This window comes from Pseudomonas sp. Irchel 3H3, assembly GCF_900187635.1.
Taxonomy (GTDB): Bacteria; Pseudomonadota; Gammaproteobacteria; order Pseudomonadales; family Pseudomonadaceae; genus Aquipseudomonas.
Map to the genome: position 1 here is coordinate 270,728 of NZ_FYEC01000001.1, position 15,188 is coordinate 285,915.

Annotated in this window: 14 protein-coding genes; 4 read left to right on the forward strand and 10 right to left on the reverse strand. The window is 61.4% G+C overall.

Translation table 11 applies throughout. From position 1 onward, the window contains the following. Positions 1-21: 21 nt before the first annotated feature. From ssuB to argE, 9 genes are all read right to left on the reverse strand, one after another. Positions 22-828, reverse strand: a complete 807-nt coding sequence (gene ssuB / locus CKW24_RS01250) for an aliphatic sulfonates ABC transporter ATP-binding protein (RefSeq protein ID WP_095164696.1) — start codon at positions 826-828, stop codon at positions 22-24. After that, the gene (gene ssuC, locus CKW24_RS01255; RefSeq protein WP_095164697.1) at positions 825-1,613 is read right to left on the reverse strand and encodes an aliphatic sulfonate ABC transporter permease SsuC; all 789 of its coding nucleotides are present in this window, start codon (positions 1,611-1,613) and stop codon (positions 825-827) included. The genes ssuB and ssuC overlap by 4 nt, the downstream gene beginning before the upstream one ends. Positions 1,614-1,621: 8 nt before the next feature. Further along, a complete protein-coding gene (gene ssuD, locus CKW24_RS01260) occupies positions 1,622-2,770 on the reverse strand; it encodes an FMNH2-dependent alkanesulfonate monooxygenase (RefSeq protein WP_095164698.1) in 1,149 nt (382 codons plus the stop codon). Positions 2,771-2,795: 25 nt separating this feature from the next. Continuing rightward, positions 2,796-3,761 carry a sulfonate ABC transporter substrate-binding protein gene (locus tag CKW24_RS01265; RefSeq protein ID WP_095164699.1) on the reverse strand — a complete coding sequence of 322 codons (966 nt, stop codon included), beginning with the start codon at positions 3,759-3,761 and terminating at the stop codon, positions 2,796-2,798. 90 nt (positions 3,762-3,851) lie between these two features. After that, positions 3,852-4,445 (reverse strand): NADPH-dependent FMN reductase, encoded by a 594-nt coding sequence (gene ssuE / locus CKW24_RS01270; RefSeq protein ID WP_095164700.1) that lies wholly within the window; start codon positions 4,443-4,445, stop codon positions 3,852-3,854. A gap of 349 nt (positions 4,446-4,794) precedes the next feature. Continuing rightward, entirely contained in the window at positions 4,795-5,433 is a 639-nt protein-coding gene (locus tag CKW24_RS01275; RefSeq protein WP_095164701.1) for a peroxiredoxin, read from the reverse strand. Positions 5,434-5,716: 283 nt separating this feature from the next. Beyond that, a complete protein-coding gene (locus CKW24_RS01280; protein ID WP_095164702.1) occupies positions 5,717-7,090 on the reverse strand; it encodes an OprD family porin in 1,374 nt (457 codons plus the stop codon). Between the two features lie 494 nt (positions 7,091-7,584). Then, positions 7,585-8,883, reverse strand: coding sequence for an amino-acid N-acetyltransferase (gene argA, locus CKW24_RS01285; RefSeq protein ID WP_095164703.1), 1,299 nt, complete (start codon positions 8,881-8,883; stop codon positions 7,585-7,587). Positions 8,884-9,017: 134 nt separating this feature from the next. Continuing rightward, entirely contained in the window at positions 9,018-10,166 is a 1,149-nt protein-coding gene (gene argE / locus CKW24_RS01290) for an acetylornithine deacetylase (RefSeq protein ID WP_095164704.1), read from the reverse strand. A gap of 156 nt (positions 10,167-10,322) precedes the next feature. On the opposite strand from argE, the gene CKW24_RS01295 reads away from it, so the two are divergent. After that, positions 10,323-11,690 (forward strand): inorganic triphosphatase, encoded by a 1,368-nt coding sequence (locus CKW24_RS01295; RefSeq protein ID WP_095164705.1) that lies wholly within the window; start codon positions 10,323-10,325, stop codon positions 11,688-11,690. 67 nt (positions 11,691-11,757) lie between these two features. On the opposite strand, the gene CKW24_RS01300 is transcribed toward CKW24_RS01295, so the two are convergent. Further along, positions 11,758-12,231 (reverse strand): Lrp/AsnC family transcriptional regulator, encoded by a 474-nt coding sequence (locus tag CKW24_RS01300; RefSeq protein WP_095164706.1) that lies wholly within the window; start codon positions 12,229-12,231, stop codon positions 11,758-11,760. A 125-nt stretch (positions 12,232-12,356) separates the two neighbouring features. Between CKW24_RS01300 and CKW24_RS01305 the strand changes: the two genes are divergently transcribed. From CKW24_RS01305 to CKW24_RS01315, 3 genes are all read left to right on the forward strand, one after another. Beyond that, positions 12,357-12,695: a hypothetical protein gene (locus CKW24_RS01305; protein ID WP_095164708.1), complete on the forward strand. Its 339-nt coding sequence runs from the start codon at positions 12,357-12,359 to the stop codon at positions 12,693-12,695. 139 nt (positions 12,696-12,834) lie between these two features. Next, positions 12,835-14,616 carry a GspE/PulE family protein gene (locus CKW24_RS01310; RefSeq protein ID WP_095164710.1) on the forward strand — a complete coding sequence of 594 codons (1,782 nt, stop codon included), beginning with the start codon at positions 12,835-12,837 and terminating at the stop codon, positions 14,614-14,616. A gap of 218 nt (positions 14,617-14,834) precedes the next feature. Then, the gene (locus tag CKW24_RS01315) at positions 14,835-15,152 is read left to right on the forward strand and encodes a DUF2388 domain-containing protein (RefSeq protein ID WP_095164712.1); all 318 of its coding nucleotides are present in this window, start codon (positions 14,835-14,837) and stop codon (positions 15,150-15,152) included. Positions 15,153-15,188 lie beyond the last annotated feature (36 nt).

Below are 15,188 nucleotides of genomic sequence, written 5' to 3' on the forward strand. Positions count from 1 at the left end.
TGTCGTGGGAAGAACGATGAGTTATTGAGCCCAGCGCAATTGCGTGGGCAAGGGTGAAACAGGTTCCGGCTCGGGCGGTACGCCCGGCAGGGCCAACACTCGGTTGAGCACTTCGGTTTCCAGCGCTGCCAGTCGATGTGAACCGCGAACCCGAGGGCGCGGCAACTCGACGTGCAGGTCCAGGCCAATCTCGCCCTCTTCGATCAGCAGCACCCGGTCGGCAATCGCCACGGCTTCGCTGACATCGTGGGTCACCAGCAACACGGTAAAACCATGCTGCTGCCACAGGCGCTCAATCAGTTGCTGCATTTCAATCCGGGTCAGGGCGTCCAGGGCACCCAGCGGCTCATCGAGCAACAGCAGGCGCGGCTGGTGGATCAGTGCCCGGGCCAGGGCCACCCGTTGTTTCTGCCCGCCGGACAATGCCGCCGGCCACTCATCGGCGCGGTCGGCCAGGCCCACCGCCTCCAGGGCATCCAGGGCCTGCTGGCGCCAGTTGCCCTTGAGGCCGAGACCGACGTTGTCGATGACCTTTTTCCAGGGCAGCAAACGCGCCTCCTGGAACATCAGCCGGGTGTCCTCCCGGGCCTCGCTGAGCGCTGCCGAGCCCGCCAGCAATTGTCCGTCCGTTGGCTGGTCGAGGCCGGCGAGCAAGCGCAGCAAAGTGCTTTTGCCGCAGCCGCTACGACCGACCACCGCGACGAACTGACCGGCCGGAATATGCAGGTCGATGTCGCGCAGCACTTGCCGCGCACCAAAGGTCTTTTGCAGCTTGCGCACCACCAGGGGAATCCCGCGCAGCAGGCGCGGCGGTTGTTGAGCCGTCATGCAACATCTCCCTTGGCCACTTGATAGGCCGGATGCCAGCGCAGCCACACCCGTTCCAGGCCTCGGGCCGCGAGGTCGGCCAATTTGCCGAGTACCGCATAGAGCACAATCGCCAGCACCACCACGTCGGTCTGCAGGAACTCCCGGGCATTCATCGCCAGGTAGCCAATGCCGGAGCTGGCCGAGATGGTTTCGGCCACGATCAGCGTCAACCACATGAAGCCCAGGGCAAAACGCACCCCCACCAGAATCGACGGCAACGCACCCGGCAGAATCACCTGGCGAAACAGGCTGAAACCGCTCAAGCCATAGCTGCGCGCCATTTCCACCAGCGCCGGGTCGACGTTACGAATGCCGTGGTAGGTATTGAGGTAGATCGGGAACAACGTGCCCAGGGCCACCAGGAAAATCTTCGCCGACTCGTCGATGCCGAACCACAGGATCACCAGCGGAATCAGCGCCAGATGCGGCACGTTGCGGATCATCTGCACCGAACTGTCGAGCAGGCGTTCACCCCACTTTGACAGGCCGGTGATGAAACCCAGCACCAGGCCGATGCCGCCGCCGATGACAAATCCGAGGCCAGCACGCCAGCCGCTGATGGCCAGGTGTTTCCAGATTTCGCCGCTTTGCACCAGGCTCACGCCCGCCTCGATCACCGCGATCGGAGCCGGCAGAATCCGCGTCGACAACCAGCCCGCCGACACCGACAACTGCCACACCGCCAGCAACAGCACCGGCAGGGCCCAGGGCGCGAGACTGTGGATAAGGGTTTGCTTCTTCATGGCGCGCCTCAGCTCTGGGACGCGGCTTTGGGAAGAATGTCGTTGGCGACCATTTCACCGAACGGACTGACGTAACCGCCCGTTTTTGGCAACTCGGGACGTTCGATGTCGAGGTGCGGGAACAGCAGTTCGGCCACCCGGTACGACTCTTCCAGGTGTGGATAACCGGAGAAGATGAAGGTGTCGATGCCCAGGTCCGCGTACTCCTTGACCCGTGCCGCCACGGTCGGGCCATCGCCGACCAGCGCCGTGCCGGCACCACCACGGACCAGGCCGACACCGGCCCACAGGTTCGGGCTGACTTCCAGGTTGTCGCGGCTGCCACCGTGCAGCGCAGCCATGCGTTGCTGGCCCACCGAGTCAAAGCGCGCCAACGATGCCTGGGCCCGGGCAATAGTGTCGTCATCCAGATGGGAAATCAGCCGGTCCGCGGCCTGCCAGGCTTCGTCATTGGTTTCGCGCACGATCACGTGCAGGCGAATGCCGAAGCGTACGGTACGGCCCAGCTTGGCTGCCTTCTCCCGCACTTGCGCGATTTTCTCGGCAACCGCGGCCGGTGGCTCGCCCCAGGTCAAGACCATTTCAACCTGCTCGGCCGCCAGGTCCTGCGCCGCTTCGGAAGAGCCGCCGAAGTACAGCGGTGGACGTGGTTGCTGGATCGGCGGATAGAGCAATTTGGCGCCTTTGACGCTGATGTGTTGTCCGTCGTAATCGACGGTTTCGCCTTCCAGCACGCGGCGCCAGATCCGGGTGAATTCCACGCTGGCCTGATAACGCTCTTCGTGACTGAGGAACAAGCCATCGCCCGCCAACTCTTCCGGGTCACCGCCGGTCACCAGGTTGAACAGCGCCCGGCCCCCGGACAACCGATCCAGGGTCGCCGCCTGACGCGCCGCCACCGTCGGCGAAATGATCCCTGGGCGCAGGGCGACCAGGAACTTCAGGCGCTGGGTCACCGGGATCAGCGAGGCCGCCACCAGCCACGAGTCTTCGCAGGAGCGTCCGGTAGGGATCAACACCCCGCCGAAACCCAGGCGATCCGCCGCCTGGGCGACTTGTTGCAGGTAGCCATGGTCAACGGCGCGCGCGCCTTCGGCGGTGCCAAGGTAATGGCCGTCGCCGTGGGTAGGCAGGAACCAGAAAATATTAAGGCTCATGGAGTGGTCTCCTTGGAAAGTCGGGTTACTGGGTTTTGGCAACGGTCGCCGGCGGCGTCCAGATCACGTCTTTGATGCTCAAGGGTTTAGGGATCAACTTGAGCTGGTAGAAGCTGTCGGCGATTTTCTGCTGCGCCGCGACCACTTCCGGCGTCAGGAAGTGCGCACCGTAGCCCTGGCGTTTCACCGAGGTCAGGGTGATGTCGGCGGGTAGGCCGAGCAGTGGCGCCACCTGCTTGGTCACATCCTCCGGGTTGGCCTGGGACCACTCACCGACGGCACGGACTTCATCCACCAGGGTCTTGATCACGGCCGGGTGCTGCTCGGCGTAAGGCTTGGTGGCCAGGTAGAATTGGTGGTTGTCGACGATGCCTTTGCCATCACGCAGGGTGCGTGCCTGCAGTTGCTGTTCGGCGGCAGCCTGGTACGGGTCCCAGATCACCCAGGCGTCGACGCTGCCACGCTCGAATGCCGCACGGGCATCGGCTGGGGGCAGGAATACGGTCTGGATGTCGCTGTATTTGAGGCCGGCGTCTTCCAGGGCGCGCACCAGCAGGTAGTGCACGTTGGAGCCCTTGTTGAGCACGACTTTCTTGCCCTTGAGGTCCTGTACCGATTTGATCGCCGAGTCCTTCGGCACCAGGATCGCTTCACTGCGGGGAGCGGGCGGCTCGTAGGCGACATAGAGCAGATCGGCACCGGCAGCCTGGGCGAACACAGGCGGGGTCTCGCCGGTCACGCCGAAGTCAATGGAGCCGACGTTCAAGCCTTCGAGCAGTTGCGGGCCACCGGGGAATTCGGTCCATTGCACGTCGACGCCTTGGGCGGCGAGGCTTTTCTCCAGGGTGCCCTTGGCTTTGAGCAGCACCAGGGTGCCGTATTTCTGATAGCCGATACGTAACGTCTCGGCCTGAGCTTGAGTAATGGCGCCGAAGGACACAGCCGCAGCAAACAGAGCGACCAGACCGCGACGCAAAATGACAGGGCGCATGGCGCTCTCCTTTTTGCAGTGGGGTTGTGGCTGCACCTGCTTGCCCGTTAGCGGGCGAGTAAGGCCAGTACTTCAAACTTCGGGTAGGGCTCAAATGCTCCAGCGAGCACTCAACAAACGTTCATTCAACAGGTGTGGATCGAGCGGCTTCGGACGGCGGGCCATGGCGCTGAAAAACTGCTCCAGGGCCTCGTTCAACCGTTGCTCCAGCTCCGGTGCCAACTTCGCCTGGGCACTGCCTTCGCCATAGGCGATCTGGTTGTCTTCGGCAAAGATGCCATGCAGCATTTCCTGGGCCTTGAGCGCCGACAGCACCGGCTTGAGGGCGTAATCCACCGCCAGCATGTGGGCGATACTGCCGCCCGTAGCCATTGGCAATACCACCTTGTGGCTCAGGGCGCGCTCAGGCAGCAGGTCCAGCACGGTTTTCAGTGCGCCCGAAAAGGACGCCTTGTAGACCGGCGTGGCGATCAGCAGGCCATCAGCATTGGCAATCTGTTGCAGCAGGTCGATCACCTTCGGGCTGTCGAAGCGGGCATGCAGCAAGTCTTCGGCCGGGAAGTCCCGTACCTGGTAACTCACCACTTCCACACCCTGTTGTTGCAACCAGCGCTGGGAGCGATCCAGCAGCACTCCGGAACGGGAGCGTTGGCTGGGACTTCCTCCGAGTGAGACGACCAGCATTACCTTGATTCCTTGCATGTAGTGGGCGATTCGCAGCTTGCGATCTCGCGGTGATGAAGTGACCTTAACAGGTGATTCATATATCTATAAATCATATTTATTCATTTGTTTATACTCAAAATGAATATGCAAGACTGCCTTTACCCGGGCATAAAAAAAGGCCGTCGAAACGGCCTGAAAACCCCTGCATTGTGATTCTGGTTCCGGCGGATGCTTACGGTGATTGGTCCGGCCCCTTCGCGGGCAAGCCCGCTCCCACAGGTTATGTGCGATGCATTGTGGGAGCGGGCCGGGCGGCGTTCCGCTTGCCCGCGATGGGTTTATAAGGCGCGCCACGAGAGCTGGCGAATTACCGATTAGGCTGCGGCGTCAGGCGCAGGTACGGCTTCACCGCGCGGTAACCTTTGGGAAAGCGCTGGGCGATCTCTGCTTCGTCCTTGAGCGAGGGCACAATCACCACTTCGTCACCGTCCTGCCAGTTGGCCGGCGTGGCCACCTTGTAATGGTCGGTGAGTTGCAGCGAGTCGATCACCCGCAGGATTTCGTTGAAGTTGCGCCCGGTGCTGGCCGGATAGGTGATGGTCAGCCGAACCTTCTTGTTCGGGTCGATCACGAACAGCGAGCGCACGGTCAGGGTGTCGTTGGCGTTCGGGTGGATCAGGTCGTAGAGGTCCGAGACCTTGCGATCGGCGTCCGCCAGGATCGGGAAGTTGACCAGGGTGTCCTGGGTTTCGTTGATGTCTTCGATCCAGCGGTGGTGTGAGTCCACCGGGTCGACAGACAGGGCAATGGCCTTGACCCCGCGCTGGGCAAATTGATCCTTGAGCTTGGCGGTAAACCCCAGCTCCGTGGTGCACACCGGTGTGAAGTCCGCCGGATGGGAAAACAGCACGCCCCAGCTATCGCCCAGCCACTCGTGGAAGCGAATGGTGCCGGCGTTGGAATCCTGTTCGAAATCGGGGGCGATGTCGCCCAGTCTGAGGCTCATGGTGCTGCTCCTGATGAGTGCGGAATGAGCCCACTGTGCCTAGAATTTTTTCTAATTAAAAAGAATAAATATCGATTTATTTATAACTGTAAAGAATATTAAATATCTGTTCACTGGACGCCCGCGCCCGCAGCGACCACGCTGCTGCCCAAGGTTCGAGAAGGCCTTGAGTTGCTGTAAAGAGGGAAGCTGGCGGGCACACGGGGGTGGGTCTGCCGGCAAACAAAAGCCCCGCCAGGCGCAATGCCTGGCGGGGCTTTTTTTATCAGTCTGGCGAGCGCTGTTACAACAGCGGGATCGAGTAGCTGACGATCAGGCGGTTTTCATCCTGGTCGCGTTGACCCGGGATGTCGTTGCGCCACATGGCGTTTTTCCAGGTCAGACCCAGGTTCTTCAGCGGGCCCTGCGGAATCACGTAAGCCACGGTCAGGTCGCGTTCCCACTCGCTGGCGCCAGTGGCGTTGACTTTGGTCTGTGGTTTGCTGGTGCCGACGTTACCCGAGGTGTCGATGTCGTCGCCACGCAGGTAGACGATACCCGCGGTCAGGCCAGGTGCGCCCACTTGAGCGAAGTCATAGGAGTAGCGAGCTTGCCAGGTACGTTCGCCAGCACGGGCAAACTTGGCAATCTGCATGTCGGTAGTCAGGTAAGCCGACGAGCCATCACCCTGGTTCAGCCAAGGGAAATCGCTGTCGCCGTTGCTGACCTGGTAACCGCCACCGAAGGTGTGACCGGATACCGTGTACAGCAGCAAGCCGCTGAACAGGTTGTTGTCGACCTTGCCCTTGGTGATGCCAGTGCCGTAGTCACCGGTGGTGTAGTAGGCCGGATCGTTGCCGTTGGCACCGTCATCGCGGCTGTTGAAGTAACGGAAGTCCGACTTCAGCACGCCCGGGCCGATTGCCCAGTTGTGTACCAGGCCCAGGAAGTGTTGCTTGTAGAAATCGTCCAGGTTGCCGTAGTAGTACTGTGCGGTCAGGTCCTTGGTGATCTTGTAGTCACCGCCGCCGTAGATGAACTTGTTGCTGTCGCGACCCGAAGCAGTTGGGCTGTTGGCGCCAGCAATCGACAGTTCTTCGTTGTTGCTGGAGTTACGACCTTTGGCGTGCTCGATCTGGCCACCGACCAGGGTCAGGTCCTTGATCTCGTTGGTGGTGATCTGGCCGCCCTGGAAGGTTTGCGGCAGCAGGCGACCGTCGTTGGTCACGATCACCGGCAGTTTTGGCTGCAGGGTGCCGAGTTTCAGTTCGGTCTGGGAGATCTTCGCCTTGGCGGTCAGGCCCAGGCTCGAGAAGTTGTCCACGGCTTCACCGTTGGACTTGCTCGGGAACACAGTGCCGCCGTAGGAAGTTGCGGTGGCGCCGTTGGTGCCGCCGCCGGAGTCCAGCTTCACGCCCACCAGGCCGATGGCATCCAGACCGAAGCCCACGGTGCCCTGGGTGTAACCCGAGGTGAAGCGCAGATCGAAGCCTTGGCCCCATTCTTCCTGCTTGTTCTGTGCACCAGCGGCTTTGGTGTTGTTGTCGCGGTTATCGGTGTTGATGTAGAAGTTACGCAGGCCCAGGGTGGCCTTGCTGTCTTCGATAAAACCGGCGGCGCCTGCCTGCTGCGCGACAACCCCTACGGCCACTGCCAGGGCCAAGGTGGACTTGTTCATGTTTCACTCCTCTCGTTTCTAATTTTTGTGTTTCTTGGTCCAGGGTCTGATGCCCCGGATCCACAGATGCGCGATTAGCGCCAGAGCGTGACCGCCAAGTCAATCGTAACAAGGCATGTCTACGACCAAGGTCTAACCGCATGATTCGGTCTGTTCAGGTTAATGAATTTTTGATAAACCCAAAAAGAATTATTTCATCGTTTTTCATACGATTCGGGAATATAGCAAATCCACACTCGCCGAAGCGACGCAGGGTAGCGACAAAGTGTGTAATTCCTAAAAGGTATTTATCGGAGTGCCCTTAGATCGTTTGTCTGAATAGACCTTAATCAATCGTCAATCACGATCAAAAACGCGACTTCATTGGGCGAAGCGCGCATCATCCAAGGGAATTGTTACAGTTTGTGTATCGAGTGAAATATTTTCTCACTCGGGCACACGGCAGCCGTCAGCCCCGACCTTTGTCAACAAAAGCCGGGGCATCAGCGGGGGGATCAGAGGGCTTTTTCGAAGATTTTCGAATTGCGTTGGTAGTTGTACAGCGAGGCCCGCGCCGACGGCAGGCGCTCAACGCTGCTCGGCACAAAACCACGCTCGCGGAACCAGTGCGCAGTGCGCGTAGTGAGGACAAACAGGGTCTTGAGGCCTTGGGCCCGGGCCCGGCTTTCGATCCGTTCCAGCAGTTCATCACCACGCCGGCCGTGCCGGTATTCCGGGTTCACGGCCAGGCACGCCAGCTCGCCGGCATCCGAGTCGGCAATCTGATACAAGGCCGCACAGGCAATGATCATCCCTTCGCGCTCGACCACGCTGAACTGCTCGATCTCGCGTTCCAGCACTTCGCGCGAGCGACGCACCAGGATCCCCTGCTCTTCCAGCGGGCTGATCAAATCCAGCAAACCACCGACGTCTTCGATGGCCGCCTCGCGCAGCAGTTCGAACTGCTCCTGGGCCACCAGCGTACCGCCACCATCACGGGTGAACAGTTCAGTGAGCAGCGCGCCATCTTCGGCATAACTGACGATGTGGCTGCGACCGACACCGGCGCTGCAGGCTTGCGCGGCAGCGTCCAGCAGTTCGGCCTGGTAGTTGGCACCCAGGCGTAACAGGTGAGCCGGTACCTGTTGCGGGCGCAGTTCACGGACCAGACGACCGTGTTCATCGATCAGCCCCGTTTCGGCGCCGAACAGCAGTAGCTTGTCGGCCCCCAGGTCAATGGCGGCGCGGGTAGCGACGTCTTCGCAGGCCAGGTTGAAGATTTCTCCGGTGGGTGAGTAGCCCAACGGTGACAGCAGCACGATGGAGCGCTCATCCAGTAGGCGGTTGATGCCCTTGCGGTCGACCCGGCGCACTTCGCCGGTGTGGTGATAGTCGACCCCCTCGAGCACGCCGATCGGCCGTGCCGTCACCAGGTTGCCGCTGGCTACCCGCAGGCGCGAGCCCTGCATCGGCGAGGACGCCATGTCCATCGACAGTCGGGCCTCGATGGCGATGCGCAACTGGCCCACGGCATCGATCACACATTCCAGGGTCGCGGCATCGGTAATGCGCATCCCGTGGTGGTAATGCGGGGTCAGGCCGCGCGCGGCGAGGCGGGTTTCGATTTGCGGGCGCGAACCGTGTACCAGCACCAGGCGTACCCCGAGGCTGTGCAGCAGCACCAGGTCGTGGACGATGTTGCCGAAGTTCGCATGCTCGACGCCGTCGCCGGGCAGCATGACGACAAAGGTGCAATCGCGGTGAGCGTTGATGTAAGGGGAAGCGTGACGAAGCCAGTTGACGTATTCGGGCATAACACCTGCACCTGTAATAAATAACAGCCGAAAAAAGGACGAAGCAAAACGCACAGCGGGCTGGTGGTTATCGTCGGAACAGGCTTGGCGACACGCGCGCTCTCCTCATGAATACGGGTGGTTGGCCCCGGGATTCAAGCCGGGGTCAGGCAGTAATGTTCGATCAGTTGCCGTAATAGATGCACGGTAGGCGTCAAACGTGACATTTCCAGGTATTCCCCCGGCTGATGGGCGCAGGCGATATCGCCAGGACCGAGCACCAGGGTTTCGCAACCCAGGCGCTGAAGATAAGGCGCTTCAGTGCCGAACGCCACTGCTTCGGCGCTATGCCCGGTGAGTCTTTCAGCCACCTGCACCAGTTCCGAATCTTGCGCCTGCTCAAATGGCGGCACTTCGGGGAACAACGGTGCGTAGTCGATCTTCACCTGATGACGTTCGGCGACCGGTCCCAACTTCTGTCGAATGGCATCGCGCAGGGCGTTGGGGTCCATGCCGGGCAAGGGCCGCAGGTCGAACTCCAGGGAGCACTGGCCACAGATGCGATTCGGGTTGTCGCCACCATGGATGCAGCCAAAGTTGAGGGTCGGTTGCGGCACGCTGAACTGCGGGTTGCGGAACTCGCGTTGCCACAGCAGACGCAAGCCGCGCAGCTCGCCCATCGCATCGTGCATGGCTTCCAGGGCGCTGTGACCCAGGCGCGGGTCGGAGGAGTGACCGCTTTGCCCGAGGATGTCGATGCGCTCCATCATCACTCCCTTGTGCAGGCGGATCGGCTTGAGCCCCGTCGGCTCACCGATCACCGCCGCCCGGCCCAAGGGTTTGCCGGCCGCCGCCAGCGCGCGGGCACCGGACATCGAGCTTTCTTCGTCGCAGGTGGCAAGAATCATCAGCGGTTGCTTGAACGGCTGGTCGAGCAACGGCAGCACGGCTTCGATGGCCAGGGCAAAAAAGCCTTTCATGTCGCAGCTGCCCAGGCCGACCCAGCGGCCGTCGACTTCGGTGAGTTTCAGCGGGTCGGTCTGCCACAGCGCACCGTCGAACGGCACCGTATCGCTGTGCCCGGCCAGCACCAGGCCGCCAGGGCCGGTGCCGAAGGTGGCCAGCAGGTTGAATTTGCCGGGGCTGACCTGCTGGATGTCACAGGCAAAACCCAGGTCGCCGAGCCAGGTGGCCAGCAAATCAATGACCGGCCGATTGCTCTGATCCAGGTGAGCTTGAGTGCAACTGACGGACGGCGCGGCGATCAGTGCAGCGAACTGGTCTTTCATGGATGGCAAAGGCATCGCTGACTCCAACTCCCGGATTGAAGTCCATCATAGAACCATCCGGTCACCGGAATAAACCGTCGCGGCGCGCAGGTTTAGTGAGTGCTGTACACTGCACGACCTTGGCAGCCACACATTTCCCCGGCTGCGCTCCCGATCCTGGATTTTCCGGCCATGCAGAAAGAAACCGAAATCAAACTCCGCGTCAGCCGCGAAACCCTCGCCGCCCTGCGCGAGCACCCGTTACTGAAAAAACGCAACAAAAGTGGCTGGGAACGCCGTGAGTTGATGAACCAGTACTTCGACACGCCAGAGCGTGACCTGGCCCGTGCCAAGGTTGCCCTGCGCCTGCGCCGCGACGGCGAAGAAGTGATTCAGACCCTCAAGACCCGTGGCCAGAGCATCGCCGGCCTGTCCGAGCGTAACGAATACGACTGGAGCCTGGCCAAAGCCAAGCTCGACGTGAAAAAACTCGACGGCGAATGCTGGCCTGAAGAGCTGGCAGAACTGGACAAAAAAACCCTCAAGCCGATCTTCACCACCGACTTCGTCCGCGAGCGCGCCGAAATCGCCTGGGGTCGCGGCAAGGCCAAGGTGGTCATCGAAGCCGCCCTGGACCTCGGCCACGTGGTAGTCGGCAAACAGAAAGAAGAAATCTGCGAACTGGAGCTGGAACTGCGCGAAGGCGAGCCGGCTGCATTGCTGGAACTGGCCGCCGAGCTGGCCGCGACCCTGGCACTGATGCCGTGCGACATCAGCAAGGCTGAACGTGGCTATCGCCTGTTCGACGCCCACAGCTATTCGCTGAGCCTGCCGGCCCCGCAACTGAGCTTCGAACTGCCGCTGGACGACGCCTTCGCCGCGCTGGGCTGGTACCTGCTGGGTAGCAGCCAGCGCCTGGCCGAGCAGTATCGCTTCAATGGTCACTGGCGCTTGCTGCAAGACTGGGTCGAGAGCCTCGCCGAACTGCGCGCCCTGATCGGCAGCCTGGGCCAGGCCGCCCCGCGTCAGTCGACCCACGACCTGCGTGTGGCCCTGGATGCCTTGCTCGAAGACTGGCGTCCGCTGGTGCAGTTCGGCCAGGACGACGAAGACGTGCGCAAGGCCGCACCGGAACAGTTCCTCGAAGAACTCGAAGATCCGCGCTGGGGCCAGTTCTCGCTGAACGCCTCGCGCTGGCTGCTGGCCCGCACCTGGACTGCCGAGCGCAACACCCGCGGCAATCGCCAGGGCGCCGCGCAACTGGGTAACTGGTTGCCGCGCCTGCTGGGTGAAGAAGCCACTTCGCTGCAATTGCAACGCTACCAGCAACAACCCGAAGACCTCGCCGAGCAACTGCCGCGCATCGAGCGCATCCAGGCCTGGTTGCACCATGCCCGCGCGGTGCTGGACATCCCGGAAATGGATCGCCTGTACGGTGAATTGAACAAACTGGCGCAACTGGCCAACGAGCCAATCACCGACGAAGCGCTGGACGCACGCAAGCAGCAGGCGATCGCGGTGTATCAGAACCGTGCGTGGAAAATGCTGTTGCGCATGTAACACCGTCATCGCGAGCCGCCCGCTTGCGGCCGGCTCGCGATGAGGCCCGCACATTCACCAAAAATCTTTACCCCCGCAACACCGGCAAACTGGTCGTCGACTTGATCTGCGATAAGGCCACGATCGAGTTCACTTCCTGGATCCCCGGCACCATCGACAGCTTCTCGAAGAAGAAGCGCTCGTAGGCCTCAATGTCGGCGGTGACGATGCGCAGCAGGAAATCTACCGCGCCCATCAGCACATAACACTCCAGCACCTCGGGAAAACCGCGAATCGCCTCGGTGAATTCGGTGAAGTTGGAGCGCCCGTGAGCGTTGAGTTTGACCTCGGCGAAGATCTGCGTGTTGAGGCCAATCTTCTTGCGGTCAAGCAGCGTCACCTGCCCGCGAATCACCCCCTCCTCCTTCATCCGCTGGATCCTGCGCCAGCAAGGTGACTGCGATAAACCGACCTGCTCGGCAATCTGCGCGCTGGACAGCGAGGCGTCCTCTTGCAATAGCGCGAGGATGCGGCGGTCATAGACGTCCAGCTCACTGTGCATAAAAAAACCCTTGAATACGTAATTGATGAATTGCTTGATTCGATATCAAGCCAATATGCCCCATCATAGATAAGAAATACCCGGCTTCGAATGTAAAAATTCCTCCATTGATCTGGAGACCTACCATGCCCCCACTCGAAGCCGTCAGCACCACCCCTAGCCGCGCCGATGCCTGGCATGCCGGCAACGCCCACTGCTGCGTGCACTACCAGGTGCTCGCCGAAGCCGAACCCGACCTGTTGTGCCGGGCACTGAACCTGTTTGCCCTGCAGTTGCTACTGCCACAAGCCGTCCACATGACCCGCGAGAATGATTTGCTGTCCCTCGATATCGTGATCGACGGCCTGAGCTGGCACCGCGCCGAGGTGCTCGCAGAAAAACTACGTAACTTGATCAGCGTCTGCTCGGTCCAGTTGCAACCGGCTGATTCACAATGGCTTGCACCGGTACAGGCGGCAGGCTGAGGCTCGCGGTAAAACCTCGCAACGCTTGATCGGGCCAGGCTCGAACGGACGGCCCGCACGGGGACTAGGCTTGGCATTCAGAGCTGCCGACACAGCGATCGACAGCGCCGAGTGCAGGGTTATTACCCAAGGAGTCCGGATGTCCGTTCAATTCGCCCCCCAGGATCGCTGGCTGGATTTCAATCAATTGCTGCGTGACCTGATCGCTCAAGGCGTGATCGGCCAGGCCGCGGCCGAACAGGCTCTGAGCGCACGCCGCAGCGCCGCCAACCATCAGTTGCACCCCTTGGAGCTACTCGCCGACCAACACCTGGCCGACTCCCTGCACGGCGGTCAGCCGCTGGACCTCGAACGCTTGACCCAATGGCTGGCGCAGCAGGCCGGCCAGCCCTATGTGCGCATCGACCCGTTGAAAATCCACGTCGCGCGCATCACCCCGTTAATGTCCTATGCCTTTGCCCAACGCCACGCAATTCTGGCGCTGGCAATCGACCGCGAGGCTGTCACTGTGGCCAGCGCGCAGCCCTACGTGCGCAGCTGGGAAGCCGACCTGAGCCATGTCCTGCAACTGCCAATCAGGCGCGTGGTGGCCAATCCGCTGGAGATCCGGCGCTATTGTGTGGAGTTCTATCGCCTGGCCAAATCGGTCATCGGCGCCAGCCATGGGGATCAGCCTCCCACCCCTCAGGGCAACTTCGAACAACTGCTCAACCTCGGCGCCAGTAACCAGGAGCCCGACGCCAATGACGCGCACATCGTCAACATCGTCGACTGGTTGTTCCAGTACGCCTTCCAGCAACGCGCCAGCGATATCCACATCGAACCGCGGCGCGAACAAGGCACCGTGCGCTTTCGCATCGACGGCGTGCTGCACAACGTCTACCAGTTCCCGCCGCAGGTCACCCTGGCAATGGTCAGTCGCCTGAAAAACCTGGGACGGATGAACGTCGCCGAAAAACGCAAACCCCAGGACGGCCGGGTCAAGACCAGGGCGCCAGAAGGCGGTGAAGTGGAATTGCGCCTGTCGACGCTGCCCACCGCCTTCGGTGAAAAACTGGTGATGCGCATCTTCGACCCCCAGGTGCTGCTCCAGGACTTCGATCAACTGGGCTTTGGCGCCGACGACCTGCGCCGCTGGCAGGACATGACCCGCCAGCCCAATGGCATCATCCTGGTCACCGGACCCACCGGCTCGGGCAAGACCACCACGCTCTACACCACCCTCAAGCAACTCGCGACACCCGAGATCAACCTCTGCACCATCGAGGACCCGATCGAGATGCTCGAGCCGGCGTTCAATCAGATGCAGGTCCAGCACAACATTGACCTGAGTTTTGCCAGCGGCGTACGCGCCCTGATGCGCCAGGACCCGGACATCATCATGATCGGTGAAATCCGCGACCTGGAAACCGCCGAGATGGCCATCCAGGCGGCGCTCACTGGACACTTGGTGCTATCGACCCTGCACACCACCGATGCGCCAAGCGCCATCAGCCGTCTGCTGGAACTGGGTATCGCGCCCTATCTGATCAAGGCCACCGTGCTCGGCGTCATGGCCCAGCGCCTGGTGCGCACCCTGTGCCCGCACTGCAAGGCACCGCTGGCCCTGGACGCCGACACCTGGCACAGCCTGAACCAACCCAGTCACGTGCCTATGCCCCACCAGGCGTGCCACGCCGTCGGTTGCCTGGAGTGCCGCGACAGCGGCTATCGCGGCCGCGTCGGGGTCTACGAAATCATGCTACTGAGCGCTAGTCTCAAGGCCCTGATCGGCGCCGACAGCGACCTGCCGGCCATCCGCCGCCAGGCCGCCCGGGACGGCATGCGCAGCCTGCGCCTGGCGGGTGCGGAAAAGGTCGCGCAAGGCTTGACCACCGTCGAAGAAGTGCTGCGGGTCACGCCACAAACTGAAGCAAAGTAAAGCGTGTCTGCTGCAAGCCCGCGCCACTAGACTCGGGCCTGTACCTTTATTGCCTGCGTGGCCAGGAGGCCCGACACCCAGGAGGGGACCAGAGCACATGCAGTGGACCTTGATGGGATGGCGATCCTGATTGAGCAGGTTGATTAGCGTCACGGAACTCAGTTGCGGTTTTCCGATCATAACCGCCAGTCATTTATCCCATTGGAGTCAACTTACTTATGCGTGTAAAACTAGCTGCCGCTACCCTTGCCCTGCTCTCCCTGTCTGCCGGGTCCGCTATGGCCGATACTTTCTGGCGCAATGTCATCTCCTCGGGGGCGACCACCGCTTCCACCTACCTGACCTCCAAGGACCACAAGATGGTGCTTGCCGCCCAGGACGACGCCGGGAGCTTCGTGGCCAGTGATGGCAACATTCGTGGCCCGTTCCTCGAGTCGGCGCTGCAAAAAGTCCGTGCCGACAACCCGGGCCTACAGGCCACCGACATGGAATTGGCCAACGCGATCCTGGCCAACAACACCCTCGCGCAACAGTAACTCGTTGTCGAAAGCAAAATGCCGCTCGTTCGAGCG